The sequence below is a fragment of the Helcococcus kunzii ATCC 51366 genome, from assembly GCF_000245755.1.
Taxonomy (GTDB): domain Bacteria; phylum Bacillota; class Clostridia; order Tissierellales; family Peptoniphilaceae; genus Helcococcus; species Helcococcus kunzii.
Window position 1 is genome coordinate 1,471,001 of sequence record NZ_JH601088.1, and the last position, 24,639, is coordinate 1,495,639.

A 24,639-nucleotide genomic window follows, 5' to 3' on the forward strand; every position below is an offset into this window, starting at 1 on the left:
ATTCAAATTATTATTAGTATATATGAAAAAATAATATTATTCAAAATGTTTTATTTAATAAAAAATCCACCTAAGCACCCCTCAACTCCCTAAGGAGCGAGGACTAGTACCTTCAGTGGATTTATATTTTTATATTCTCTTTAACTCAATTTTCACTGATTTATCATTTAATTCTAATTCTTCAGTGTCTAATTCTTTTCTTTCGAATTTTTGAGCCAATGTTTCTTTTTTGATTTCTGTTTCAAATTTACTTAGAGCATTAAATAGTTCATCATCTGATTCGAAGTAGATTTCAATTTCATCCATTACTTCATAACCGTTTGATTTTCTCATTTGTTGTACTTTTGAAACAAATTCTCTCATATAACCTTCTTGAAGTAGCTCTTCGTTTAGTTCTGTATCCAAAATTACAAAGACATTTTTATCCATTGAAACATCGAAACCTTCTTTGCTTGAAATTCTGATTTCAATATAATCTTTTATAATTTCTGTGTCTTCGCCATTTAGATTCATTGTAACTGGGCCGTTTTCAAGTTTTTCAACGAATGCTTTGGCATCAATTGATTTTAATTCTTTAGCTAAAGCACCGATTTTCTTACCTAAAATTGAACCAGCAACCTTGAAGTTAGGTTTCAATTCGTAGTTCATAAATTTAGAAATATCATCGCTAAACACAACTTCTTTCACATTTAATTCTTCCTTGATTAGATATGATAAATCTGAAATGATTTCTTCGTGTTTTTTATCTAATAGGATTTCTGAAAGTGGTTGTCTTACTTTAATCCCCGCATCTTCTCTTGAAGATCTACCCAATGTAACGATTTGTCTTGCAAGATCCATCTTTTCTTCTAATTTCTTATCAATCAGACTTTCATCTAATTTTGGCAATTCTTCTAGATGAACAGAAGTGTTTCCAACAAGTTTTTGATACATTTCTTCTGTTGTGAATGGTATCATTGGAGCAAGCAATTTAGTTATTCCAACTAAAACTTCATAAGTTGTGTTATATACTGATTTCTTGTCATCATTTATTTCTGATTTCCAGAATCTTCTTCTGTTTCTTCTAATGTACCAATTTGAAAAATCTTCAACTAAAAATTCTAAAATTTTCTTAGAAACTTGTGTATATTCGAAGATTTCCATTTGTTCATCGTAATATTTTACAAGTGAATTAAATTTAGAAATCAACCATCTGTCAATTTCTGGTCTATCTTTATAATCCACGAAGAATGTAGTTGGGTCTACATTATCAGTATTTGCATAAAGTTGGAAGAATGAGTAAATATTTCTATATGTTCTAAATAGTTTAGTTTCAACCTCTCTAACACCATCTTCATCAAATTTTGTAGGTACCCATGCTGGAGAAACATAGATGGAATAGAATCTGATTGCATCTGCTCCATGTTTGTCAAACATTTCAAATGGATCTAATGTATTTCCTCTTGATTTAGACATTTTCTTACCATCTTTATCTAAAACCAAGTCATTTACTAAAACATTTTTGTATGGTGCAACACCTTTATACATTGTTGAAATTGCCATCAATGTATAGAACCATCCACGAGTTTGATCAATACCTTCTGAAATGAAATCCGCTGGGAATAGTTTTTCAAAATTATCTTCATGTTCGAATGGATAGTGATTTTGTGCGAATGGCATAGCACCAGAATCAAACCATACGTCTAATACTTCTGGCACTCTTGTCATAATTTCCCCATTATCTTCATTTTTAATGTGAATATCATCAACAAAAGGTCTATGCAAGTCAATTGTTTCTGGATCAACTTCTTCTACTGCTAATCTTGCCAACTCTTCCCTAGAACCAATTGTCTTAAAGTTTCCTTTTGAATCCATCCAAATTGGTAATGGAGTTCCCCAATATCTTTCTCTGGAAATTGCCCAATCTTTAAGGTTTTCTAACCAATTTCCAAATCTCTTTTCACCAGTATGAGCAGGGAACCAGTTTACACCTTTATTATTCTTAATCATTTGATCTTGAACTTTTGTCACTTCCAAATACCATGAAGGTTTTGAGTAATAGATTAATGGAGTACCACATCTCCAACAGTGTGGATAGTTGTGTTCCATTTTTTGTTTAGCATAAATCTTTTCTTCTTTACCTAAATGAATGATGATATCTAAATCAGCATCCATTACAAATGTACCTTTCCATGGAGTTGCAGTAAATTTACCTTCTTCATCAACAGGGTTTAACATTGGTAAATCGTATCTTCTTCCTGTTTGATAGTCATCTTCCCCAAATGCAGGCGCGGAATGGACAATACCTGTACCGTCTTCGATACTTACATAGTCAGCAAGTGTTACGAAAAATGCTTTTTTGTCTACTTCTAAGAATGGAAGAAGTTGTTCATATTCAATATATTCAAGATCCTTCCCCTTCATTTCTTCGACAATTTCATAATCTTCACCAAGCACTTTTGTCGCTAACGCTTTTGCAACATAATAGTAATTATCATCTTGTTTAACTTTTACATAATCAATATCTGGGCCAACTGTAAGTGCTACGTTTGATGGCAATGTCCATGGAGTTGTTGTCCATGCTAAGAAATATTCATTTTCTTTATCTTTTAATTTGAACTTAGCAACAGCCGTTTGAGACTTAATTTCCTTATATCCTTGAGCAACCTCATGAGATGCTAATCCTGTACCACATCTTGGACAATATGGTAAAATCTTTGCCCCTCTGTATAGAAGTCCCTTTTTGTTGAAATCATCTAATAAATGCCACACTGTTTCAATATAATTATTATCAAGTGTGATATATGGATTATCCATATCAGCTAAAAATGCCATTCTGTCTGACATTTCTCTCCACAATCCACTATATGTAAATACTGAATCTCTACATACTTTATTAAATTTTTCAACACCATATTCTTCAATTTCTTTTTTAGAATTTAGCTTTAATTTCTTTTCTGCTTCTATTTCAACTGGCAAACCATGTGTATCCCAACCAGCTTTTCTTTCAACATAAAAACCTCTCATAGTCTTGTATCTCACAGTCATATCCTTTAATGTACGTGATATAACGTGGTGAATACCAGGTTTACCATTCGCTGTTGGAGGACCATCATAAAACACATATGAAGGACCATCTTTTCTAGTTTCAGTTGATTGTTTTAATAAATTTATTTCTTTCCAGTATTCAGATATTTCTTTTTCTCTGGAAGCAACATCTAAATCTGATAATTCCTTAAACTTCATAATTCTCTCCTCTTTTTTTATATATTAATTATCTTTCAAAAATTACCGATCCCACCTCAGTAGGATGATCATAAATCAAAGTATCATTTGATTTTGCTTTATATTTTAATAATTTGTAAACCATCATAATGTCACCTGCCGCTCCTCCAATCAAAAATACTCCAACAATAGTTAGAATAAATGAATTAAGATACACTCCTAAAATAGCTGGCAACAATCCAGTAAACAATAAAGGTGTCAATGCACCAACAATGTATTCACTTTTCTTCAGAGGTGTTTTACACGTGCAATAAGGCGTAATCCATTTCCAACTTATTCCAAATGAAATATCCTTAAATCCATTTTTCGAAAACATCGCCCAAGTCACACCATGAGTTAATTCATGTAGTACAATCAATACAAGACACAAACCTAAAAACAATAAGTTATCTAAAAAGAAAGATCCAGACGACATACTAAGTAATGATTTATCTACATTATTGTGAACCTTAAACCAATATGAAAAAAGTATCCAAAAAGGTATCATAAAAATAATTGCAAATACATTCGCCTTAATAATTCCGATAGTTAAAAAATTTTCCTCATACCCTTTAGAAATTAAATCTTCTTTTATTATATTAAATTCCTCTAATCTTTTCTCTTCTTGCTTCGAAAGCTTTCTGTCCATACTCATTTTATTACATAATCTCCTATCATTCCATTATTTGTCTATTTTAAGCTTAATCAATTTCGAGTTTTGAACATTTTTTATAAATATTATCTAATATTTTCAGTATAATTTTGATAGTTTAATTTTATACTGTCGCTCAATTTTTTTGCTCAGCTTATTTTTCATTTTCTCATATTATACTGAAGTTTTTCTTTATTTTCTCAGCTTAATGTCTGATTCTGTAATTTTATACTGTTTTTTTGGAATCTCTAACTAAAATTTTTCAGTATATTTTCTAAAATTTATCGTTTATACTGCCATTTTACGAATGTTTCTCAGTATAAATTTAATATTTCAATTTTATACTGTCTTTAAATTTTTCCGTTCAGTAGGAATGGTTGTTTCCCTGATTTATACTGTTTTTATAAAATCTTTTTAGTATTATTAGTAAGAATGGATAAATTTTGTCTTCAGACGATGCGGAGCATCGCCTGAGCGATTTCCTTTTTATTTTTTTCTTGACCCACCGGTCATTTCACGCGCTACATCAGCTCTAAGCTCCCTAAGGGTCGCTTAGTCGCTGTGTAACTTTGCGTTTGACGTACTTTAGCCGTCAGCTAATCTTCGATTAGCTGAGAGGCTAAGTTACGTCATAAAAAAAGCCCTGCAGTATATGCAGGGACGTGATTTCATTTAAACGTGGTACCACCCAAATTCACCTTGATGTATCTTATCAAGGCCTCATTATAGCATTAACGCCGCATCCGCGAGCTTTTCTACTTATTTCAAAAAGCCATCTCCTAAGTGATTTTCTTTTTAATCTAGTCTTCCTTTTTCAGCAAACAAGGATTCTCTTAGCACATCGACTAAAAATACTGTCTTAATCATAGATTTTGTATAATTACATAAAGATATGATATCTCTTTTTCTCAAGTATGTCAATCCTCTTAGGATTGGCAGAAATACAATTACTAAACTGTGTAAAAATATATATTTTTATATCCTAAAACAGCTTTTCCCATTGCTATACCATTTTTAAACATAAATGTTTTTGGTGGTTCTGCTTTCGCTATATATTTTTTACCATCAATTGTTAAACTTGGATATTCTTCATCCATTGAGATAATTTCTATACTTTTTTGTTCTGATTTTGCCCAAATGATTATTTCATTTACCATATCTGCGTTATTTGATACTGGTTCTTTTGGTTCTACCCAAAAACTTCTTTCTAATTCCATATATTTTCCTTTTTTATAATTGTTTTAACAAGTTTTCTAACATATATTCTAGATTTTTCTTTGGAAGTGCTACATTAAATCTCTCATATCCTTCCCCTTCTTCACCAAATATATGTCCTTTGGTTACGAAAATTTCCGCATCTACTAATAGTTTTTCTAATTCTTCCCTAGATTTATTTAGAGCTCTAAAGTCTATCCACATTAGATAGGTACCTTCTGGTTGGTTTGCTTTAATCGCTGGGAATTTTTCATCAAAAAATTGTTTTGTAAATTTTTGATTGGATTCTATTACATCAATGGCTTCATCTAACCATTCCTCACAATAGTTATATAATATTTCGCAAGCTTTGTATCCAAGTAGGTTTACATGTGTGATGCCCATTTTGCTTGCGTGTTCTACAAATTTTTCTCTTAAGGATTCATTTTGAATGATGATGTTGGAAAATCCCATTCCGGCTACGTTGAATGTTTTTGACGGAGCCGTACAGATTACTGTTTTTTCAGCAATTTCTGGACTTATTGTTGATAATACTATATGTTTTTTGTCTTTTGAAATAAGGTCATACCAGATTTCATCTGAGATAACTATTAAATCATTTTCTAGGGCAATTTTTGCTATTTTTTCTAGCTCTTCTTTAGTCCACACCCTACCTACAGGATTGTGAGGACTGCAAAGTATTAGAAGTTTGTTTTCTGATTTTTTCGCCTCTTCTTCAAATTTATCAAAATCGATATAGTAATAGTTGTTTTCATTTAATAGTGGAACATTTACTACCTTTCTATTCAATTTTTCAATTGATGTTATGAATGGAAAATAGACTGGCTTAAAGACTATTGCACCATCATTTTCATTTGAAAAAGCTGAGATTGCAGCAGATATTGCATTAACTACACCTGCTGTGTTTACTATCCATTCTTCCTTGATGTCCCAATCATGTCTCCTCTTGTTCCAGTTAATTACAGATTGTAGAAATTCTTTGGTTTGGCCGGTATATCCAAATATTGGTCCAGAGCTGATGTGTTCAGCAAGTTTTTCATATAGTGTTGAAGGACTTCTAAATTCCATATCGGCTACAGATAGTGGAAGTGTCTTATCTGAGACATCTGGTTTTTCATTATACATTGCATCCCATTTATAGGAAGCTGTATTTTTTCTTGAAACATATTCTTCAAAATTATTTTTCATAAACATCTCCATTTCCATTTTTTAACTATTTATCTATATACCCTCTGCAATATACCCTCTGCAATGCAAACTAATATGTTTTATCGGATCATCTTCTATATTTGGATTTCTGGCCGTGGATATTCTCCTACCATAGAAAATAAGCACATGATGAGCCTTCGTCCATTTTTCTTTAGGAATTAGTTTCATAAGTTCTTTTTCTGTATCTAAAACATTGGTAGTATCCACCAATCCTATTCGATTGGCTGTTCTGTGGACATGGGTATCTACAGCAATAGCTGGGATACCAAAGGCTGTTGATAAAACGACATTTGCCGTTTTTCTACCAACTCCCGGAAGTGATTCTAAATCTTTTCTATTTGAAGGAACTTTTGAATCAAACTTTTCTACAAGAATTTGAGCCATTTTCTTCAAGTTTTTGGCTTTATTTCTATATAATCCAATACTTTTTATCTCATTTTCAATATCCTTAATATCTGCATCCATTATGGATTCTGGTGTAGGATATTTCTTAAATAAATCTTTTGTCACAATGTTTACTCGAACATCTGTAGTTTGAGCCGATAACATAACCGCAACCAAAAGTTCATATTCATTTGTAAAATTTAATTCTGGTCCAGCATCAGGAAAATAATCAAAAAGTATATCCAATGCTTCTAATTTTTCTTTTTTTGTCAACTTCATCTTACTTTTCATAAATTAACTCTTTTCCTTTATTAATATCTGCTTTTGATTTATAATAAATTATATCATATAGTATTGATTGATTCTAATTGCTTAAGCATAGGGAATGCAATTCAATACGGATTCAGGAGTTAGTTAATGTTTAATTTTTCAAAAAAAGATATTAAAAGATTAGACTTTGTACTATTATTTACACTTATTGCTTTAATTGGGTATGGTTTAGTAGTGCTTAGTTCTGCAATAGCACCAACAAATGACACAATAAAATCGCAAGTTGTGGCTACAGTTGTTGGTTTTTTAGCGATGCTATTTATTTTTACTTTAGATTTAGATTTTTTGAAAAAGATAAAGTGGGTAATTTATGTCATTTCTATTGGATTGCTAGTTGCTACCATACTTTTCGGGCATGGTGGTGAGGAATGGGGAGCAAATTTATGGCTAAAAATTGGGCCAATAAATTTACAACCTTCTGAAATTTCCAAAGTACTTCATATTATTTTCTTGTCCGCTTATCTTGGAGATAACAAAAAGAAAATCAATACTAGAAATTTCATTATAAAATATTTATTTTTCGGACTTTTACCAGTAGCTTTGATAATACGTCAAAAAGATATTGGTACTGCGATGGTAGTATTTTTCATTACTATGGTAATATTTTTTATTTCAGGAATATCTTGGAAAAATATTGGAATAATTTTTGCTATTGGACTTTTGGCATTCTTCATTTCCCTACCATTTATATGGTCAAAACTTGATGGCTATGCTAAAGATAGAATTTTAGATTTTCAAAATTCAGATAGAAACTTATCCACCTCTACACATCAAACTGATAGAGGCTTGATCGCACTTGGATCTGGACAATTAACAGGTAGAGGATATAAATCTGGACCATTTTCACAAAATAAATACATTCCAGAGCAACATACCGACTTTATTTTTCCAGTATTAGTTGAAGACTTTGGATTCATTGGTGGATTTGTCGCCATATTCCTGTATTTTATGTTGTTTTATAGGATGATTAGAGTGTCGATGAGATCCGATGAAGTCTATCATGTAGGAATGGTAATCGGGGTGCTCGCGCTCCTATTTATCCATATTTTCGAAAACATGGGAATGACTATGGGTATTATGCCTGTTACAGGGATACCACTTCCGTTCTTTTCAAATGGTGGTACATTCCAAATGATGAATATCTCATTAATGGGCATCGTGCTTTCAGTGAGCATGCATAAGAAATCTCTAGAATTTTAACTAAATAGGACGTAAAATGAACAAAAAATACCTATTAGAGGGGCCAGTTCTAAAATCTATTTTGATTTTAGTCCTGCCTCTTTTTATTAACAATTTAATGCAACAATTTTATAACATTGCCGATACAATAATTGTAGGCAAATTTATTGGATCAAACGCGCTTGCTGCGGTTGGTTCTTCTTTTACATTCATGGTATTTTTAACATCCATCATATATGGATTATGTTTAGGATCTGGGAGTATATTTTCAATATATTATGGCGAAAACAACGAGAAATCCCTTAAACAAGCCATTCATTCTTCATTTGTATTGATAATAGGATTAAGCTTAGCTCTAAACTTGCTTGCATATTTGATGCTTGATAATATCATTAAACTTTTAAATGTGCCAAGTGATGTGTTTCCACTAATGAAGGAATATCTCATTATAATATTTTCAGGAATTATCGCTACAACTCTATTTAATTTTACCGCTTCAGTTTTTAGATCCTTAGGCGATTCAAAAACTCCCATGATATTTCTTTCCATTTCTGTGATTTTAAATATCATCTTAGACTTAGTTTTTGTAAATAATTTTCAATGGGGAATTTCTGGTGCCGCTATTGCAACGGTCATTTCTCAATATTTATCAGGACTAGGACTATTTATATATGCCTACTGGAAACTTGAAAACTTCAGATACAAAAAAGGTGAGAATTTGGTTAAACTAGACACTATAAAGATGATTGGGAAATATTCCGTACTGACTTCCCTACAACAATCCATCATGAATTTTGGCATCTTAATGATACAAGGACTAGTAAACTCATTTGGTACATCCGTAATGGCAGCCTTTACTGCAGGGGTTAAAATAGATGCCTTTGCGTATATGCCGGTCCAAGATTTCGGCAACGCATTTTCCATATTTGTATCACAAAATTATGGAGCAAAAAAATTTGATAGAATCAAAAACGGATTTAAATTGAGTGTAATTAGTTCAGCAATATTTTCCGCCTTTATTTCGATAATTGTATATATCTTTGCACCACAGCTTATAGGCATTTTCTTAGACAAAACAAATCCTGACATTCTAGCAGTAGGTGTAAATTACCTAAGAACGGAAGGTGCATTCTACATAGGAATTGGCTGGCTATTTCTTTTATATGGATATTATCGTGCAATCAAAAGACCAAATATGTCCGTTATATTAACAATCTTTTCCCTGGGCACAAGAGTATTACTTGCATACTTACTATCTCCTACCTATGGTACGAATGCAATCTGGTGGGCAATCATTATTGGATGGTTTTTAGCAGACTTAGTGGGATTCACATATTATTTTAAGGTGGATGTAACAAGGATAGAAAAATATTGACAGAATTCTAAAACAATGAAGCTGTTGCAGAATAACTTTATAGTTAATCTACAACAGCTTCATCAGTTTTATTGAGGGGGTAATGTTAAACTCTTTTCTATTTTTCTATTTCATTTTCAAACTCGCCATCGACCATTTTAAATATTTTATCTGTGTATTTCGCAACATTTGGATCATGTGTCACGATTATTATTGATAGGTCTGGAGAAATTAAGCTTCTAAATAGATTTAGAATATCTTTTGATGTTTCTTCGTCAACGGCGCCCGTCGGCTCATCAGCAAGAATAAGTTGTGGGTTATTTACAATTGAACGAGCTATCGCTACTCTTTGTTTTTGTCCTCCACTTAGTTTTGAACATTTTTTCTTATGCATTTTCTTATCTATTCCTACTTTTAAGAGTGCTTCTTCTGCCATTTTGTTAATATTCTTTCCTCTTAATTTAGAGTCAAAATAAAGTGGTACTTTTACATTTTCAATAACCGTGTCCTCTTCAATTAAAAGATATTCTTGATATACAAAACTAATCTGTTTTCCTCTAATCTCATCAAGTTTAGAATTAAAAATGTTTTTCATATCAATATCATTAAAGAAGTATTCGCCTGAATCAAAATCTTCAATGCCACCTATAATATTTAGAAGGGTAGATTTACCCACGCCACTGGTACCCATGATTGAAACAAATGAATTTTTGTTTAGCTCAAAATTTAGATTTTTCAATACATGTAGTTCATTTTCCTTTTTTCTGTTATAAAATTTATTTAGATTCTTTATTTTTATCATTCTAATTCTCCTTGTATGATTGTGCTAGAGATTTTCTCGAATATTTTATCGTATTCAATAAGGTTGCTATCATCAACATCGCCATGTATAATGCAAAAACTAGAAGAATGGATTTTATTCGTAAATCATATCTTAAAAGTCCCATAATTCCTTTTACGACAAATTTATCCATTAGTAAAAATGTCGTCAAAGCTATAGCGAAACATATGATAAATGTCAGTATTACTTCTATAAAAATCATCGAATAGAAATGTAATTTCTTCATACCATTAAATCTATAAATGAAATATTTCTTCTTTCGAGAATTTAATATATGAGAAAATAGGAATGCTAGTCCAAGTAAGGAAAGAAATATTACAAGTCCAACCATAAAACTCATTTTCTTTTCAGCAGACATTATAAAATCTGAAAGAACTATTATGTTTGCCTTTGTCTTTAAATTTTTTTCAACTTCATTTATAAATTCTTTTCTTTCCGTTTCCTTCATATTTTCTTTCGTAAAAATTTTAAAATCAAATAACTTTAGATCTAGGTCTTTCACTAATTTCCCTGACCCTATAAAATAATCATTTATAGCAATATCTGTATATCCAACAACTTCAGTAGTGATATTATTAATTTTTATTTTATCACCAATCTTGATTTTGTTAACTGCATTAACACTTTGTGGAATGGCAATCTCATATTTGTCTGATGCTATTTTAGGAGCGACTCCTTCTTGTTGCGAAGTAAATGAACTTTTAACTAAAGCCATGACATCCATAACATTAGCATGTAAACTTTCTTCCTCTGTCATAAAGTCTAGATAATATGGAAATTCAAAATCTAATACAAATCTTTCAACTCTATCATCATCAGCAAGTTTTTGAATATAATCAAAGTCTAGCTCTGGGTCAATAAATTCATATCTTGCAAATTTATTAAAATTTGCCATTTGTTTATTTTCAATAGTTTTTCTTGAGGCAAGTATCATAAAACAAAGTAATATTGAGATAATTAGATAAATAATATAAAGTATATTTTTTCTAAAATTATTTTTTATTTCTTTTAATATTATTTTCATTTTTTCACCCCATATCTTTGTCTTGAATACTTGTTTCTGATATTTTTCACTGGCCAATAGGAAATTGTGGATATTATTAACATAAATATCGCTGATAATACTAATATTTCATCAAAATGAAGATTATTGTCATCCATAATCAATCTATCAAAGATAGGCATATGAACAACATAATTATATTCTATAAAGTCTATATCCAAAATTCTAAATAGAATAGTATAAAAAATAAAAGGTAAGATAAACAGTAACATGTAGTATCCTGCTGTTATAATATACATTTTTTTTAAGGATAATCCATTTAAATAATATATTTTATAGCGATTTTCAAGTTTATCTTTATTTACGTATCCTATGCTTATTATTGTTAAAATAAGTATTACGATAAATGATAAGATTAAATCAAAGCGTGAATTAAACATGCTTTCTAAAGATATATTTTGCACCGCAAAGATCTCTTCACTTGTACCGTAATATCCTAATTTATTATCATTAACAAATTTATCAAATTTTTCTAAATCTTTTTCTGTCGCCTTTTCATTTAGATATAAAATTGACTGACTTTGATTATATTCTATCGATTCATAATTAGGTTTTTCATGTATTTTATTAAATATCTCATTTTCTAAAGCAATAAATTTTGGATAATCAGGATATACTTTATTAAATACAGATTCCCAAGTAAAATTTCCTTCCGCCGTAAAAATAGCCCCATCCATTAAATGAGTTTCATCATCATAATAACCTTCAATAATAAAATTAAATGTTTCACCAGATTTCTTTGTCGCTATGACATCACCTTTTTTAAATTTATTTTTTAAATTACTTTGTACAACTACCGGTATCTTATTCCCTGTTGTCTCTAAGTTGTATTTACCTTCAAAATGAGGTTCTACAATCTTTATTGTAAGTGAATCTAAAATATCTACTGCAATATCATCATTTTCTCCATATTTAAAAGATTCATGTAGATATATTGGAGTCATTCCAATAAATGTTTCTGGATGATTTCTACAATATTCATATATTTTTTCTTTTTCTTTAATAAAATCTTTACCAGCTTCTTCTGCAACATTTTCTAAAGTATGTACTCCAACCTGTTTCCCCATAAACACTATAGAATGCCTCAAGGGCGTGTTCCACAATTCTGCCGACAATTTATTTACCGTTTTATATCTGTTATAAAAGGTAATACTCATAAGTAAGCTAAAAATAATTTGTACAAAGATAATCACTCTTACAAGTCGATTACTTTTATAAACCTGTTTTAATATCCCCATTCCTTCCTCCATAATTTACTTTAATTTCATCTTACCAAGAAAAAATTAAGAAAAAGTCCGAAATAGTTAAAAAATTATTAAGATATTATTAAATAGTCTTTAAATAAAAAAAGGCTGTAGCAAAATACTAAAAGTATTTGCTACAACCCATTTATTTATGTTGTTAAATTATTGAGTTTGTCCCATGTTTACATCAATGTCTTCGTCTAATTCAACAATTGCTTCAATAGCATGTGTGATACCTTGAGCAATCATTTCTAAAGACATGAATGGTGTGCCATTTGCTTTATCTACTACTTGGTCAGCTGCAAATGGAACGTGCATAAACCCACTCTTGATTTTCTTATTGTGTTTGTCAATATAGTATAAAACGCTGTATAAAACATCGTTACATACAAATGTACCCGCTGTATATGACATATGTGCTGGTATTTCGTGTTTACGAATATTTTCTACCATTCCTTTAACTGGTAATGTTGAGAAATATGCTGTTTCCCCATCTTCAAATATCTTTTCACCAGTAGGTTGGTTTCCTTCGTTGTCTGCAATTCTACCATCAGCCCAGTTTATACCAACAAATTCAACAGTTAAAGCTGATCTACCGCCCGCTTGACCTATTGAAAGCACTACGTCTGGGTTTATTTCTTCTATTTTATCAAAAATAGTTTTAGGACCTTCCTTAAATACTGTAGGAATTTCAAGTTTTACAATTTCTGCACCTTTTATTTCGTCTTCTACCATCTTCACCGCTTCTAATGCTGGGTTTACTTTTTCACCACCAAATGGATCAAAAGCTGTTAATAAAATTTTCATATATCCTCCTCTTTCATTTTCCTACTATTTAATAATACCATATATTCTATTTAAATATTATCATATATACGATTTGAACCACTATCATTATTAATGCTGGAATGATTTGATTCTTAATTACCCCATTTTTATCTTCCATCTCAAGTATAGCGACCGGAACAATATTAAAGTTTGCTGCCATTGGTGTCATTAAAGTACCACAGTAACCTGTTGTTAAAGCAAGCATTCCTATTAAAGCTGGATCTGCGCCATATTGTAACACGAATGGGGCCCCGATACCAACGGTCATAACTGTAATAGCTGCAAATGCATTACCCATTATCATTGTAAATAGAACCATTCCGATTGCAAATACGATAATACCAACATTTACATTTCCTTTAGGGATAATATTACCAACTAAGTTAGCTATAACTTCACCAACTCCTGCTTCAGTAAATATAGCACCTAAACTTGCTAAGAACATTGGAAGCATACATAATGGTCCAACCATATCTAACAGTCTTTTATTGTCTGCTAAGAATGTAGATATTGTTGTATCGTTGTTCATAATCTTCAATGTAATTGCTGCACATATTACCCCAAGAGTAACACCCACCAAAGCACCAAGTTTTGTAAATACTGTCGCAAATAAGATTGCAAAAAGTCCAATCATTAACGCTGGTATAAATATCTTATACCCAATTTTATTAGACATTTTTTCTGTGTATTCATCTGTTGGGACATCATTTTTACCAGGTTTAACTAAATTAAAGATTGGTGGTACTGCCATGATTAAGATTAAAACACCAACATATTTTTCTGGTATCCATCTACCAAAAGCAATTACTACACCTAAAAGTCCCCAAAACAACGCTGTTGTTGCACTTTTTGGATTTTCTTTATCCTGTAAATTATTTATCCCTACATAAATAAGAATAAGTCCGATTAGAAAATATACTATCTCAAGTATTTTTGTACCTATAGCTATATCTGGATTATTAAAAAATTCTAACATCTTAAGCCTCCTTCTTAGCTAATTTTCCGTACTTTTTAGCTAGTTGTCTATCTTTTATGTAGAAGTATACACATGCTACAATCAATGAGATAATCGCTGTAGGAATGGTTACCTTAGCAAGCTCTATAAGTTCAACATTATAACCTAAATCTTTAAGTGTACCTTGAACCAATAGTCCTCCACCTCCACCAACGAATAGTACTTGGAAGAAGAACCATATAATGTTTTCCATAGCCGCACTCATACCTTTTACTTCATCTAAATATTTCGGATGAACTTCACCATGTTCTGCTTTAATCGCACCTTCCGCCATTGGCATGATGATAGGTCTAATAAATCCTGCAACCCCACCAAAACTTGCGTTAAATGCTGCAAATATTGATCTAAAAATACCATAACTTACAATTACTTTACCTGGGCTTGCATTCTTAACCTTTCCGATCAGTTTAGCTGCAGATTGTTTTAACCCATTTCTTTCTAAAGTACCTGTAACAAACATGATAACAACAAATATCATCATCGCTCTGTTAGTTACGAAACTTTTTCCTAAAGTTACTAAGAATGTCTCAACCCCCATTCCACTTGCAAGGGCTGTAGCAATCATCGCTACGAATATTACTAATATCGAGTTAAGCTTTAACGCAAAACCAATAATTAGGACTGCTAGCCCTACTAATTTAATTAAATCCATTTTTCCTCCCATTATTTTTTATTTTATAAATTTAATTACACTTACATAAAAAAAAGATTATCCTATAATACCTATTTCTTCTAAAGCTAAATTTAAAGCATGTTTATCAAAATGTCTAAATTCATATCCCTTTGTAACTACGTCAACATACCATTTTTCCGGGACTGCGGGGACCTTACTTGCCGGCTCATTCATTATATAGGCAAAGCCCTCAACTAAGCCGTCATCCGTCTTTACTGTTATATCTACTTTAGAATATAGCTCTGGAAATCTCTCATATATATCTATATTCTTTTCGACTTCAGTATCAATCTCCCAGATCGCAACTGGTACCTCGTCTTCACCAACTTCAATTTCAAGATTTAGATATCCATTGCCTCTAAATCTTATCCTTGAATTTCTTATAGCTCCTATCGCTAAGCATTCTCCTTGATGTCCCATGTCTCTCATAAATTCATCATTGAGATTGCTGCCATAGGCAATATATTTTTTCAAGCATTCCTCCTAAAATTTATTTTCCTTAAAAAAAAGGACAAGATTTTCGATATATTTTATTGATATATTTAATAATCTAGCCTTAAATTATCATAATTAAGTTTTACTTAGCTTCATCGATTTCATTTTCTAAATCATCTTCTCTTTTATGTGTAAATTCATCATACACAGTTATCTTAGCTGTGATAATTCTTTTATCCTTTACTTCTAAAACTTGAATTGAAAGATTTTCATAATCGATTTTTGGCTTTTCTTCATCATTTGGAATGTATCCCAATAGATAAATTATAAGACCACCAATCGTATCATAATCATCCGTTTCTTCATCTATCTTACTTCCCGTTTCATAATTAAAATCTCTAATAGAAATTGAAGCCTTTACTTCATAGACATCATCGGAAATTTTTCTAATTTCAGGTTCATCATGATCATATTCATCATCAATATTTCCAACAATCTCTTCAATCAAATCTTCCATTGTTACTATACCTGCAAAACCACCATATTCATCTATTAATAGCGCCATATGACGATTATTAGTTTGTAACTCACTAAATAACTCATTTATATTTTTTCTTTCTGGTACAAAATATGCCGGTTTCATAATCTTTCTAATATTTACATTTTCAAATCCAACAATATAAGATTCGAGTAAATAGTCTTTAAGATATAAAACCCCAATGATATTGTCCACATCTTCGTTATAAACAGGTATACGAGAATATTTTAATGAAAGCATATCATCTTTATATTCACTAAATTCATCATTTATATCAATCATAAACACTTCGGTCCTTGGTGTCATGATTTCTTCTGCGTATGTTTCATCAAAATTAATAACAGAATTAATCATTTCACTTTCAACCGCATCTATTATTCCTTGAGAATGCCCTTGTTGGACCAATGATTTGATATCATTAATTGTAATTCTAGCTTCCATATCTTCCGCTCTTATACCAAGAAGCTTTAAGAATAGATTTGTCGTTTTCGATAAAAGCCATACAAAAGGCTTAAACAACTTATTTACAAATGATATAGTGCCAACTGCAGATCTTGCAAACTCTTCACTTCTAACTATCGCCACTCTCTTTGGAATTAGTTCACCAAAAACTATTGTTATAAAGGAAAGTATTAATGTTATAAGTATTTGAGAAACAGTCCTTGAATACGGTACGCCCCAATTTGACATAGCATATCCTAATTTTATTGAAATCCCGGTAGCTGCAGATGCAGAATTTAGAAATCCTGCCAATGTTATTGCTACTTGAATAACTGATAAAAGATTTGACTGATCCTTTAATAAATTTAAAATACTTTCTGCTTTTTTGTCGCCATCTTCCGCGTCATGTTTTAATCTGCCTTGATCAACAGAAACCATAGCCATTTCTGATGCCGCAAAAAAAGCGTTTACCAGCGTTAATATTATGATTAAAATTAATTGTCCTAATAAATTACCGTTACCGAGGTCCACCTCCGGGACCGCCTGTGGTATATCCATATTGCCTCCAAATTTATTTATTTATACAGAAATTCTATCATATTTAACTAAATTAAACAATTGGATAAGTCATATATATTCTACGTATAGTAGAATTTCTTCATAAAATCATTTATTTACAGAATTTAATTAATAATGTACTATATAGACAATAGATCTATTGAAAAGGAAGAGGAAGAAATGTTACAAAATAAAATCGGGAAATATATCAAACATTTAAGAAAATGTAAAGGAATGACACAAAAAGATTTAGCTGATAAATTAAGTATTTCATTCCAAACTATATCTAAATGGGAAAATGGCGATAGTTTACCAGATACTTCCCTATTGTTAGATTTAGCAAATACATTAGACACAAATGTAGATATATTGCTAAATGGAGGAATAGTCGTGAGAGATAATAGAAAATTTATGTCTGTAGAAGATGTCATTTTAGGATTTGAATCTATAGAAAATGTAAAAAAATATTTTGGTGAAAAAAGTACCTTCTATATCGGTATGATTGAAGGTATTAATTCAAAAATGAATATAGACCTTGAAGAATATCTAGCAAATAAAGAGTCTCGAGAAGTTATGATAACTGAGGTACTAGTTCAACACATTATGAATGGTGGAAAAATCGATATTAACGAAGCTGAGAAATATATTTCAAGTAATAAAATGATAAAAATATTAAAAGAATATATTCACAAATTTGAAAAAGAAAATTAAATATTTTTTACAAGTTTTTTATACACTATAGAAATTATATGAATGATTTTTATAGTGTATATTTTTATTGCGTGGGTATAACATAGTTAGTAAGTAATAAAAAAATGGAGGGTTTATTTATGGATGTTAATCAACAAAAAATGGAACAAGATTTAATAAGAGAATCAGAAATTGAACTTGATAATAAAGTTAACAATGAAACAGATAATAAAACCGAAAAAGATTTATTAAAAGAAGAGGGAGAAGATAAAAAAATGAACGAAAAAGATTGTAAATGCAAAGATAAACATAAAGAAGACTGCCATTGTGACGAACACGAATGTGATTGCGACAAACATGAATGTAATTGCGATGAACACAAATGCGATTGTGACAAACATGATGGTGATTCTGACAAAGAAAGAATTGATAAAGACTTAATGGATGATGAAGAAAGCGAATTTAAAGAGGGTGGAAAATCAGAAGAAAATGAATTTGACAGAGAAGGTGCTGTTGAAGAAGAAGTTGTAGAAGAAAAGACTGAAGACGATAAATAATATATTAGATTTAATTTAAATTGTTAAATCCATGTAACAAAGTTGACAGTGCAAAATTTAATATTTATGCTAATATATTATTAAGGAGTTGGCCATACTAATAGTAATTATAGTCCTCTCTAGAATTACTATTTACACAATTTACGCTCATCGGTAAATTGCGTACCAAGCTATTTAGAGCTGTCAATAGCACCAATAAAACCAAGATTTTATCTCTATGGTAAACTCTCACCCATATTCTTGGTTTTATAGATGAAATCGATCGAATTAAAAAGGAGCGCAAAGCTCCTTTTTTTTATTTATTCTCCTTATACCACACATTCTCCAATTTCTCATAGGATTTTGTAAATTCCAAAATATTATATTCTATGGACTCTAAAGTATGTATGATTTTTGTAATTTCATAATTGTATCTTTGAAAAAACTCAGAATCTACATCATCCACTATTTGATGTTGACATTCTAAATCACCTTTAAAGAATTGTTGTAACATGATATAGTTTTTATTACTCAATTTCGGCTTTTCGTCTATATCATTTAGTTCAATAATGAGGCTAAGCGCCATTCTAAATAGATTGTTTAATTTTGAGACGGCGACAGTATTTAAATTGGAATTCATTTTTAATTTAACATCATTTCTTAAGTTTTTATATGTGTCATTTATCTTTGAAATGCTATCTATTAATTTGAATTCATCAACTGTTTTATCATCGGCTAGTAATGCCTTAAACTCATTTCGTATGTCTTTATATGTGCTCCTATAGACTGAAAGAAGGTATTTCTCTTGCCTTGGCCTCAGAATATAAGCATTTACTAACAGACCAATCCCTGTACCTACAACTGTATCAAAAATCCTATTTAACGCGTATAGTCTATAATCCTGTTTTGCAAAATATGGAACTTCTAGTACAAACACAAAAAAGATTGCGGCTGAGCCTATAGAATATTGCCAATTAAAAATAGTACATACACAGACTATAATTGTCATACCGATTGCTACACCAACTGGATTTACTTGTTTTATTAATTGTAAAATAAAGGCGACAATTATTGCTGTGACATTCGCCATTATTCTGTCAAAAGATGATCTAAACGACTCAAAGATACTAATATTAATCGCAGTTATCGCTGCAGCAGACATCATCCCAGGACTTAATTCTGGGAAAATCCCCGCAATGAAAAATGAGAAAAATACCGCAATAACAGTTTTTATAGATCTATTTCCAATTTTAATACGCTTCATTTTCTCCCTCATGTAATAGTTTATCAATGTATATATTCTATCATTTAATTTTATTTTGTCTATCACATTTGTTGAATTAGTTTTGAATACCCTTCATTTGTTTTTTCTACTATGATTTTATTGTCAATTTGTTCTTTCAATGTCTCAACATGGGAAATTATACCAATCAATTTATTATATTGTGAAATGTTTGAAAGAATGGACATCACCTTAGATAAAGTCTCATTATCTAAAGTACCAAATCCTTCATCTACAAACATAGAGTTTAACTTTATACCTCCTTTTTGCATTTGAATTACATCAGATAAACCTAAAGCTAGAGAAAGAGCCGCTTGGAATGACTCTCCTCCTGATAATGTGTTAATATTTCTTTTTTGAACATTATGATGATCATAGACTTCTAATTCTAATCCAAATTTAGAGCTAAGATTGTCCGCTTCTTCTTTTCTAAGTAGAGAATATTTACCATCAGTCATTTTGTAGAATCTTTTATTTGACTCTATCAATATTTCATCTAAATATTTCATTTGAACAAAAGACTCAAAACTAATTTTTTCAAGAGAACGTAGCTGACCAGATAATACATTATTAAGCTCTTGATAGTTATAATATAATCGGTCTATTTCTTCAATTTCACTAGATAAAGAAATTAACTTATCTAATTGCTTATTATTATTTTGTAAGTTTGCATTAAAGTCTGTAAATTGTGTTCTCTTAGATCCAATTTGAATATTTAATGCATCCAACTTGTCTTTTTCCAAAGTAATATTAAGATTATAGCGCTCATCCAATTGATTATTGTATAACTCTAAATTATTTACATACTTATTATAGTTTGAATTTATTTGATCGTATTCTTTTCTGATATCTTCTATATAAGTTTTTAACTTTTCAAATAAATCATTCTTTTCTTCTAACTGTTTGGAAATTTTCGCTTCATCTCTGTTACCTAAAGCCTCTACTTCATCAATTCTTTGTTTCTCTAAATTATCAATTGTAGTAGATTTTTCAATAATAGTTTTATCAATTAGATTGATTTTTTTTGTTATTTCTTCAATTTTCTCATCAACTAATTTTTTATCTTTAGCTTTTTCTTCAATTTCTTCTAAAATATCTTTTAGTTTATTATTTACTCTATCTAATTCTATTTTTTCATTATTTAATTCTTTAATCGAAATATCTAATTTACTAATATCCCCTAGATTTAATAGTTTTACGATTTTTTCAATATCTTTTTTATTGAAATTCAAGGAATGTTCTAATTCGACTAATTTATTTCTTTGATTATCAAACTTATCTTTACTTAATTGATAATCCTTTTTGCTTCTATCTACATCAGATTTTTCAACCATTTCATCAGTAAAATGAGCTTTATTTGGATGATGTATTGAACCACATACAGGGCATGGATCATTTTCATTTAAATCTTTAGCAAGAATGCCAACTATTGAATTAAAATATCTCTCATCAGTATCTTCATATATTTTTTGTTTAATTTCTTTATCTGATTTGATATTTTCAAATTCTTCTAATAAACTTACTTTATTTTTTTCTAATGTTTTTCGCTGTTCAATTAGTGAAGATAATTCATTAAACTTCTCTGTTTTTTCATTATTAATGGATATCTTGTTTTGAACTTTATTTAGCTCAATCTCAGCTTTCGCATTCTCTTCTAAAAAATCTTCTATTTGATTTTTTGTTGTCACAAATTCTTGTTGTTTTCCTTTTCCTCTATCTAAATTCTTTTTTAAACCTTCTATTTCACTATTAATTTTTTCTTTTTCAGCAATAATCGTATTAAGTTTTTCAAATCTTTTTAATTCACTTTCTAAAGTTAGGATTTCTGTTTTAATATTGTCTTTATCTATTTCTTTTTCTTTTAGAGTTGAATATTCCTCTTTTATTTTTTCAAATTTTTCCTTTATACTTTTTAAAGCTTCTTTATTTTCTTCAATTTTACTTTTTATATCAAAATAAAAAGTAATCTTTTCAATTAGTATCTTCTTTTCATCTATTTTATCTGAAATATTTCCTATTTCTTCGTCTAATTTTTGAATTTTACATTTTAATTCAGTATTAATATTTGAAATAAACTCTATCACTTCATTTAACGATCTATTTTTAATATCGACAAATTGTTCTTGTTGATTTTCAGTAAAATCAAAATTACTAATTAATTCATCATATTGAGTTTTTGCATTTTCCCTTTTTTTATTAAACTCACTATATTTTAATTTTATATCTAACTCTAATTGCTGGTATTTTTGAGTGAAAAATATATCTCTAAACAATTTCTCCTTATCATCATTACTTGATTTCAGTAACTTCATAAAATTACCTTGAGCAAGCATAACAATCTGAGTAAACTGATTAATATCTACACCAATTAAATCAACGATAAATTTATCTACTTCTGTTTGATCATTGATAACATCACCATTTGGAAGATATAGACTAACTCTTTTAGTGCCATTTTCAGTAGTACCCTCACCACTTTTCTTATATCTTTGATATTTTGGCACACGAAAGATCCTATAAATTTCATCTCTATATTCAAATTCTAAATCTACAAAAGTCTCAATATCAGGTGTTGCTGCAGCAAAACGTAACATTTTCTCATCTCTGAAACCACCACTTGATTTACCATATAAAGCGTAGGCAATAGCATCAAAAATCGTTGTCTTACCCGCACCCGTTTGTCCACTTATCAAAAAAAGACCATTCTTACCAATCTTTTCAAAATCAATATGAATCCTATTCAGAAATGGCCCAAATGCTTGAAGCTCTAAATTAATTATTCTCATTTTTCCCCCATATCCTATCAATAGATTCCTTCATTAATTCCCTTTTTTCCTCTGGTAATTCAACACCTAATCTTTGATAATAGAATTCTTCAAATAATTCTAAAGGATTTTTTGCATTTTCATATGATTTTATCAATTCTAAATTATTCTCACCAATTCTATTATTTATATATCTAAAAGTAAGAATGTTTGGATATATATTTCTCAATCTTGATAACCCCTCAAAAATATCATCTTCATCAAGCAATTCAATATGTATGTAGTCATCTTTATGAGTGTCTCCTTTTGAATTTTTTACTATCTCTTCAAACATTCCACGTATTATTCTCATATCTCTAAGATAATCAATCCTTCTTTCAGTAATTTCCAAATTATTTTTTTCTTTCAAATCTACAATAGTAATTGTTTTGTCATAGCAACTTTCAGATGATGCATATTTTAATAACGCCCCCGGATATCTAACCTTACCTTTAAGGAAATGTTGTTTTTTATGAATGTGTCCTAGAGCAGTATAGTCAAATTTATCATATAAAAGTGAAGAAACAGCCTCAGCTTCTCCTGCATATATTTCTTCTGACTCTGATCTATCTGCATTTAGGATATATTGATGAGAAATAATTACATTCCTCTCATCTTCATCAATTTCTATACTATCGATAACCGCCTTTACAGCATCACTATAGCTATTAGCATCAATATCTTTATAATATTTTTTTACATCTTGTGGCTTAACATATGGAAATAAAAAGAAATTAAAAACGCCATATTCATCTTCTAGACTTATTTTTTCAATTTCTCCATTATATGGCTTAGAAATATATATTTTAGAATCCCCTAAAATATCAGATGCAAAAGCTAATCTATCAGAAGAATCATGATTTCCACTTATAATCAAAATTGTAATATTATTTTTTTTGCATTCCGTAATAAATTCATCAAAAACATTTATCGCATCAAAAGAAGGCACGGAATTTTGATAAATATCCCCTGCAATAACTAGCGTTTTGATATTTTCTTCTTTTAATAGATTGATAATATTATTTAATGCAAATTTTTGATCTTCAATCATAGAATGTCCATTAACCGTTTTACCTAAATGTAAATCAGCTAAATGCATAAATTTCATAGTAACCTCTTTACTTAATTAAAATTTTACTTTATTATATCCAATTGATTTTATTATTTTATTAAAAGCAATCTCATCAACATTTTCTTTTAATTTATTTATCTCTTCATTTATCTTTTCTTGAGTCTCACTAAATATTTCACTTGGTAATAAAGCCTGTAAAATAATCAATGTATCAAATAGTGTATTTCTTTCGTCATTATCTTTAATTTCATAATTATCATGAATCGGTGCAAAATACTCAATTCTACTAAACTTATATCCTAAAATTAAATTGTCGTGTGCAGAGACATTTCTAATGTCTTTTGCATTTTGTAAAAATGATTGCAATTGAGTAGGTGTCAAAAACTTTTCTAATTTATGGCCAATATTATCTTCTACAATAAGCTGAAATGCATCCGCAATATCTTCTCTTAATTGATAGTCCAACGTTTCATAAATGTTTACAATCTTTCCGAATGAAACAAAATTTATAATAAACCAAAATGGAATTGAATTATATTTATCTAAATAGTATTTAATTGATCTATTATAGTTTTCTTCATTCATAAATGACTTAATCGTTTCATTTATACTATCAATATTTGTAAGCACATATCCCCTATCTGTATGAGAATAATTTTTTGGATTTAAATACGCTCCTGGTTTAGGATATTTCTCAACAAATTTATAAGAAATGATACTCCTCGAAATCCTCTCAATTTCAAGCATTGCCCCTAGCAATACTCTCTTTAATTGCTTGTCAAAATTATGAACATCCATTAAATCCTGGAAATCCGTACCATCTCGATATGATGATTTTTTATTTCTGACGTCAGGACTGTCTTGTGAGAAATATTGGTAAGTACCATTTATAATTTTATAGTAATTGTATCTTAATAAACATTCTCTAGCATGTTGCTCATCTTCAATGACAAGATTACGTTGTTTTAATATTTTTATTTGTTCATCAATGGTTTTAAAATAATCAGACATAATAGCTCCTTAACACTATTCTAACACAAGATTTAATCTTTA

At 29.8% G+C, this 24,639-nt stretch carries 21 protein-coding genes and 1 other annotated feature; of the genes, 4 read left to right on the top strand and 17 right to left on the bottom strand.

Going from position 1 to position 24,639, the window contains the following annotated elements:
- Nucleotides 1–129 precede the first annotated feature (129 nt).
- From ileS to nth, 5 genes are all read right to left on the bottom strand, one after another.
- Entirely contained in the window at nucleotides 130–3,228 is a 3,099-nt protein-coding gene (ileS, locus tag HMPREF9709_RS06770; RefSeq protein WP_040463898.1) for an isoleucine--tRNA ligase, read from the bottom strand.
- 25 nt (nucleotides 3,229–3,253) lie between these two features.
- A complete protein-coding gene (locus HMPREF9709_RS06775) occupies nucleotides 3,254–3,898 on the bottom strand; it encodes a DUF3267 domain-containing protein (RefSeq protein WP_005398854.1) in 645 nt (214 codons plus the stop codon).
- A gap of 650 nt (nucleotides 3,899–4,548) precedes the next feature.
- Nucleotides 4,549–4,771 (bottom strand) — a binding site (T-box leader).
- 74 nt (nucleotides 4,772–4,845) lie between these two features.
- On the bottom strand, nucleotides 4,846–5,112 hold the full coding sequence (locus tag HMPREF9709_RS06780) for a hypothetical protein (RefSeq protein WP_005398855.1): 267 nt from the start codon (nucleotides 5,110–5,112) through the stop codon (nucleotides 4,846–4,848).
- Between the two features lie 13 nt (nucleotides 5,113–5,125).
- Entirely contained in the window at nucleotides 5,126–6,298 is a 1,173-nt protein-coding gene (locus HMPREF9709_RS06785) for a MalY/PatB family protein (RefSeq protein WP_005398856.1), read from the bottom strand.
- Between the two features lie 33 nt (nucleotides 6,299–6,331).
- Nucleotides 6,332–6,994 (bottom strand): endonuclease III, encoded by a 663-nt coding sequence (gene nth, locus HMPREF9709_RS06790; RefSeq protein ID WP_005398857.1) that lies wholly within the window; start codon nucleotides 6,992–6,994, stop codon nucleotides 6,332–6,334.
- A gap of 126 nt (nucleotides 6,995–7,120) precedes the next feature.
- On the opposite strand from nth, the gene HMPREF9709_RS06795 reads away from it, so the two are divergent.
- Nucleotides 7,121–8,233 (top strand): FtsW/RodA/SpoVE family cell cycle protein, encoded by a 1,113-nt coding sequence (locus tag HMPREF9709_RS06795; RefSeq protein WP_005398858.1) that lies wholly within the window; start codon nucleotides 7,121–7,123, stop codon nucleotides 8,231–8,233.
- Between the two features lie 16 nt (nucleotides 8,234–8,249).
- Entirely contained in the window at nucleotides 8,250–9,587 is a 1,338-nt protein-coding gene (locus HMPREF9709_RS06800) for an MATE family efflux transporter (protein ID WP_005398859.1), read from the top strand.
- A gap of 97 nt (nucleotides 9,588–9,684) precedes the next feature.
- On the opposite strand, the gene HMPREF9709_RS06805 is transcribed toward HMPREF9709_RS06800, so the two are convergent.
- The 8 genes from HMPREF9709_RS06805 to HMPREF9709_RS06840 form a co-directional block, all read right to left on the bottom strand.
- Nucleotides 9,685–10,368 carry an ABC transporter ATP-binding protein gene (locus HMPREF9709_RS06805; RefSeq protein ID WP_005398860.1) on the bottom strand — a complete coding sequence of 228 codons (684 nt, stop codon included), beginning with the start codon at nucleotides 10,366–10,368 and terminating at the stop codon, nucleotides 9,685–9,687.
- Nucleotide 10,369: 1 nt separating this feature from the next.
- Nucleotides 10,370–11,431, bottom strand: a complete 1,062-nt coding sequence (locus HMPREF9709_RS06810; RefSeq protein WP_005398861.1) for an ABC transporter permease — start codon at nucleotides 11,429–11,431, stop codon at nucleotides 10,370–10,372.
- Nucleotides 11,428–12,708, bottom strand: coding sequence for a hypothetical protein (locus HMPREF9709_RS06815; protein ID WP_005398862.1), 1,281 nt, complete (start codon nucleotides 12,706–12,708; stop codon nucleotides 11,428–11,430). Before HMPREF9709_RS06815 ends, HMPREF9709_RS06810 begins: the two co-directional genes overlap by 4 nt.
- Before the next feature lie 168 nt (nucleotides 12,709–12,876).
- Nucleotides 12,877–13,521 (bottom strand): pyroglutamyl-peptidase I, encoded by a 645-nt coding sequence (pcp, locus tag HMPREF9709_RS06820; RefSeq protein ID WP_005398863.1) that lies wholly within the window; start codon nucleotides 13,519–13,521, stop codon nucleotides 12,877–12,879.
- Between the two features lie 46 nt (nucleotides 13,522–13,567).
- A complete protein-coding gene (locus HMPREF9709_RS06825; protein ID WP_005398864.1) occupies nucleotides 13,568–14,518 on the bottom strand; it encodes a DUF979 domain-containing protein in 951 nt (316 codons plus the stop codon).
- A 1-nt stretch (nucleotide 14,519) separates the two neighbouring features.
- A complete protein-coding gene (locus tag HMPREF9709_RS06830) occupies nucleotides 14,520–15,209 on the bottom strand; it encodes a 5-oxoproline transporter, DUF969 family subunit (RefSeq protein ID WP_005398865.1) in 690 nt (229 codons plus the stop codon).
- Nucleotides 15,210–15,266: 57 nt separating this feature from the next.
- Nucleotides 15,267–15,704 carry a gamma-glutamylcyclotransferase family protein gene (locus tag HMPREF9709_RS09660; RefSeq protein WP_005398866.1) on the bottom strand — a complete coding sequence of 146 codons (438 nt, stop codon included), beginning with the start codon at nucleotides 15,702–15,704 and terminating at the stop codon, nucleotides 15,267–15,269.
- Between the two features lie 103 nt (nucleotides 15,705–15,807).
- Nucleotides 15,808–17,202, bottom strand: a complete 1,395-nt coding sequence (locus HMPREF9709_RS06840; protein WP_005398867.1) for a hemolysin family protein — start codon at nucleotides 17,200–17,202, stop codon at nucleotides 15,808–15,810.
- Between the two features lie 180 nt (nucleotides 17,203–17,382).
- Here HMPREF9709_RS06840 and HMPREF9709_RS09665 point away from each other — a divergent pair, with 180 nt between their 5' ends.
- Both HMPREF9709_RS09665 and HMPREF9709_RS06850 read left to right on the top strand, forming a co-directional pair.
- Nucleotides 17,383–17,913 (top strand): helix-turn-helix domain-containing protein, encoded by a 531-nt coding sequence (locus HMPREF9709_RS09665; protein ID WP_005398868.1) that lies wholly within the window; start codon nucleotides 17,383–17,385, stop codon nucleotides 17,911–17,913.
- Between the two features lie 119 nt (nucleotides 17,914–18,032).
- Nucleotides 18,033–18,449: a hypothetical protein gene (locus HMPREF9709_RS06850; protein WP_005398869.1), complete on the top strand. Its 417-nt coding sequence runs from the start codon at nucleotides 18,033–18,035 to the stop codon at nucleotides 18,447–18,449.
- Between the two features lie 295 nt (nucleotides 18,450–18,744).
- Here the strand turns inward: HMPREF9709_RS06850 and HMPREF9709_RS06855 are convergent, their stop codons facing one another.
- The 4 genes from HMPREF9709_RS06855 to HMPREF9709_RS06870 form a co-directional block, all read right to left on the bottom strand.
- Nucleotides 18,745–19,692 (bottom strand): FUSC family protein, encoded by a 948-nt coding sequence (locus tag HMPREF9709_RS06855; RefSeq protein WP_005398870.1) that lies wholly within the window; start codon nucleotides 19,690–19,692, stop codon nucleotides 18,745–18,747.
- 62 nt (nucleotides 19,693–19,754) lie between these two features.
- Entirely contained in the window at nucleotides 19,755–22,496 is a 2,742-nt protein-coding gene (locus tag HMPREF9709_RS06860; protein ID WP_005398871.1) for an AAA family ATPase, read from the bottom strand.
- The gene (locus HMPREF9709_RS06865; protein ID WP_005398872.1) at nucleotides 22,483–23,622 is read right to left on the bottom strand and encodes an exonuclease SbcCD subunit D; all 1,140 of its coding nucleotides are present in this window, start codon (nucleotides 23,620–23,622) and stop codon (nucleotides 22,483–22,485) included. Before HMPREF9709_RS06865 ends, HMPREF9709_RS06860 begins: the two co-directional genes overlap by 14 nt.
- Before the next feature lie 18 nt (nucleotides 23,623–23,640).
- A complete protein-coding gene (locus HMPREF9709_RS06870) occupies nucleotides 23,641–24,597 on the bottom strand; it encodes an Abi family protein (protein ID WP_005398873.1) in 957 nt (318 codons plus the stop codon).
- Nucleotides 24,598–24,639: the final 42 nt, after the last annotated feature.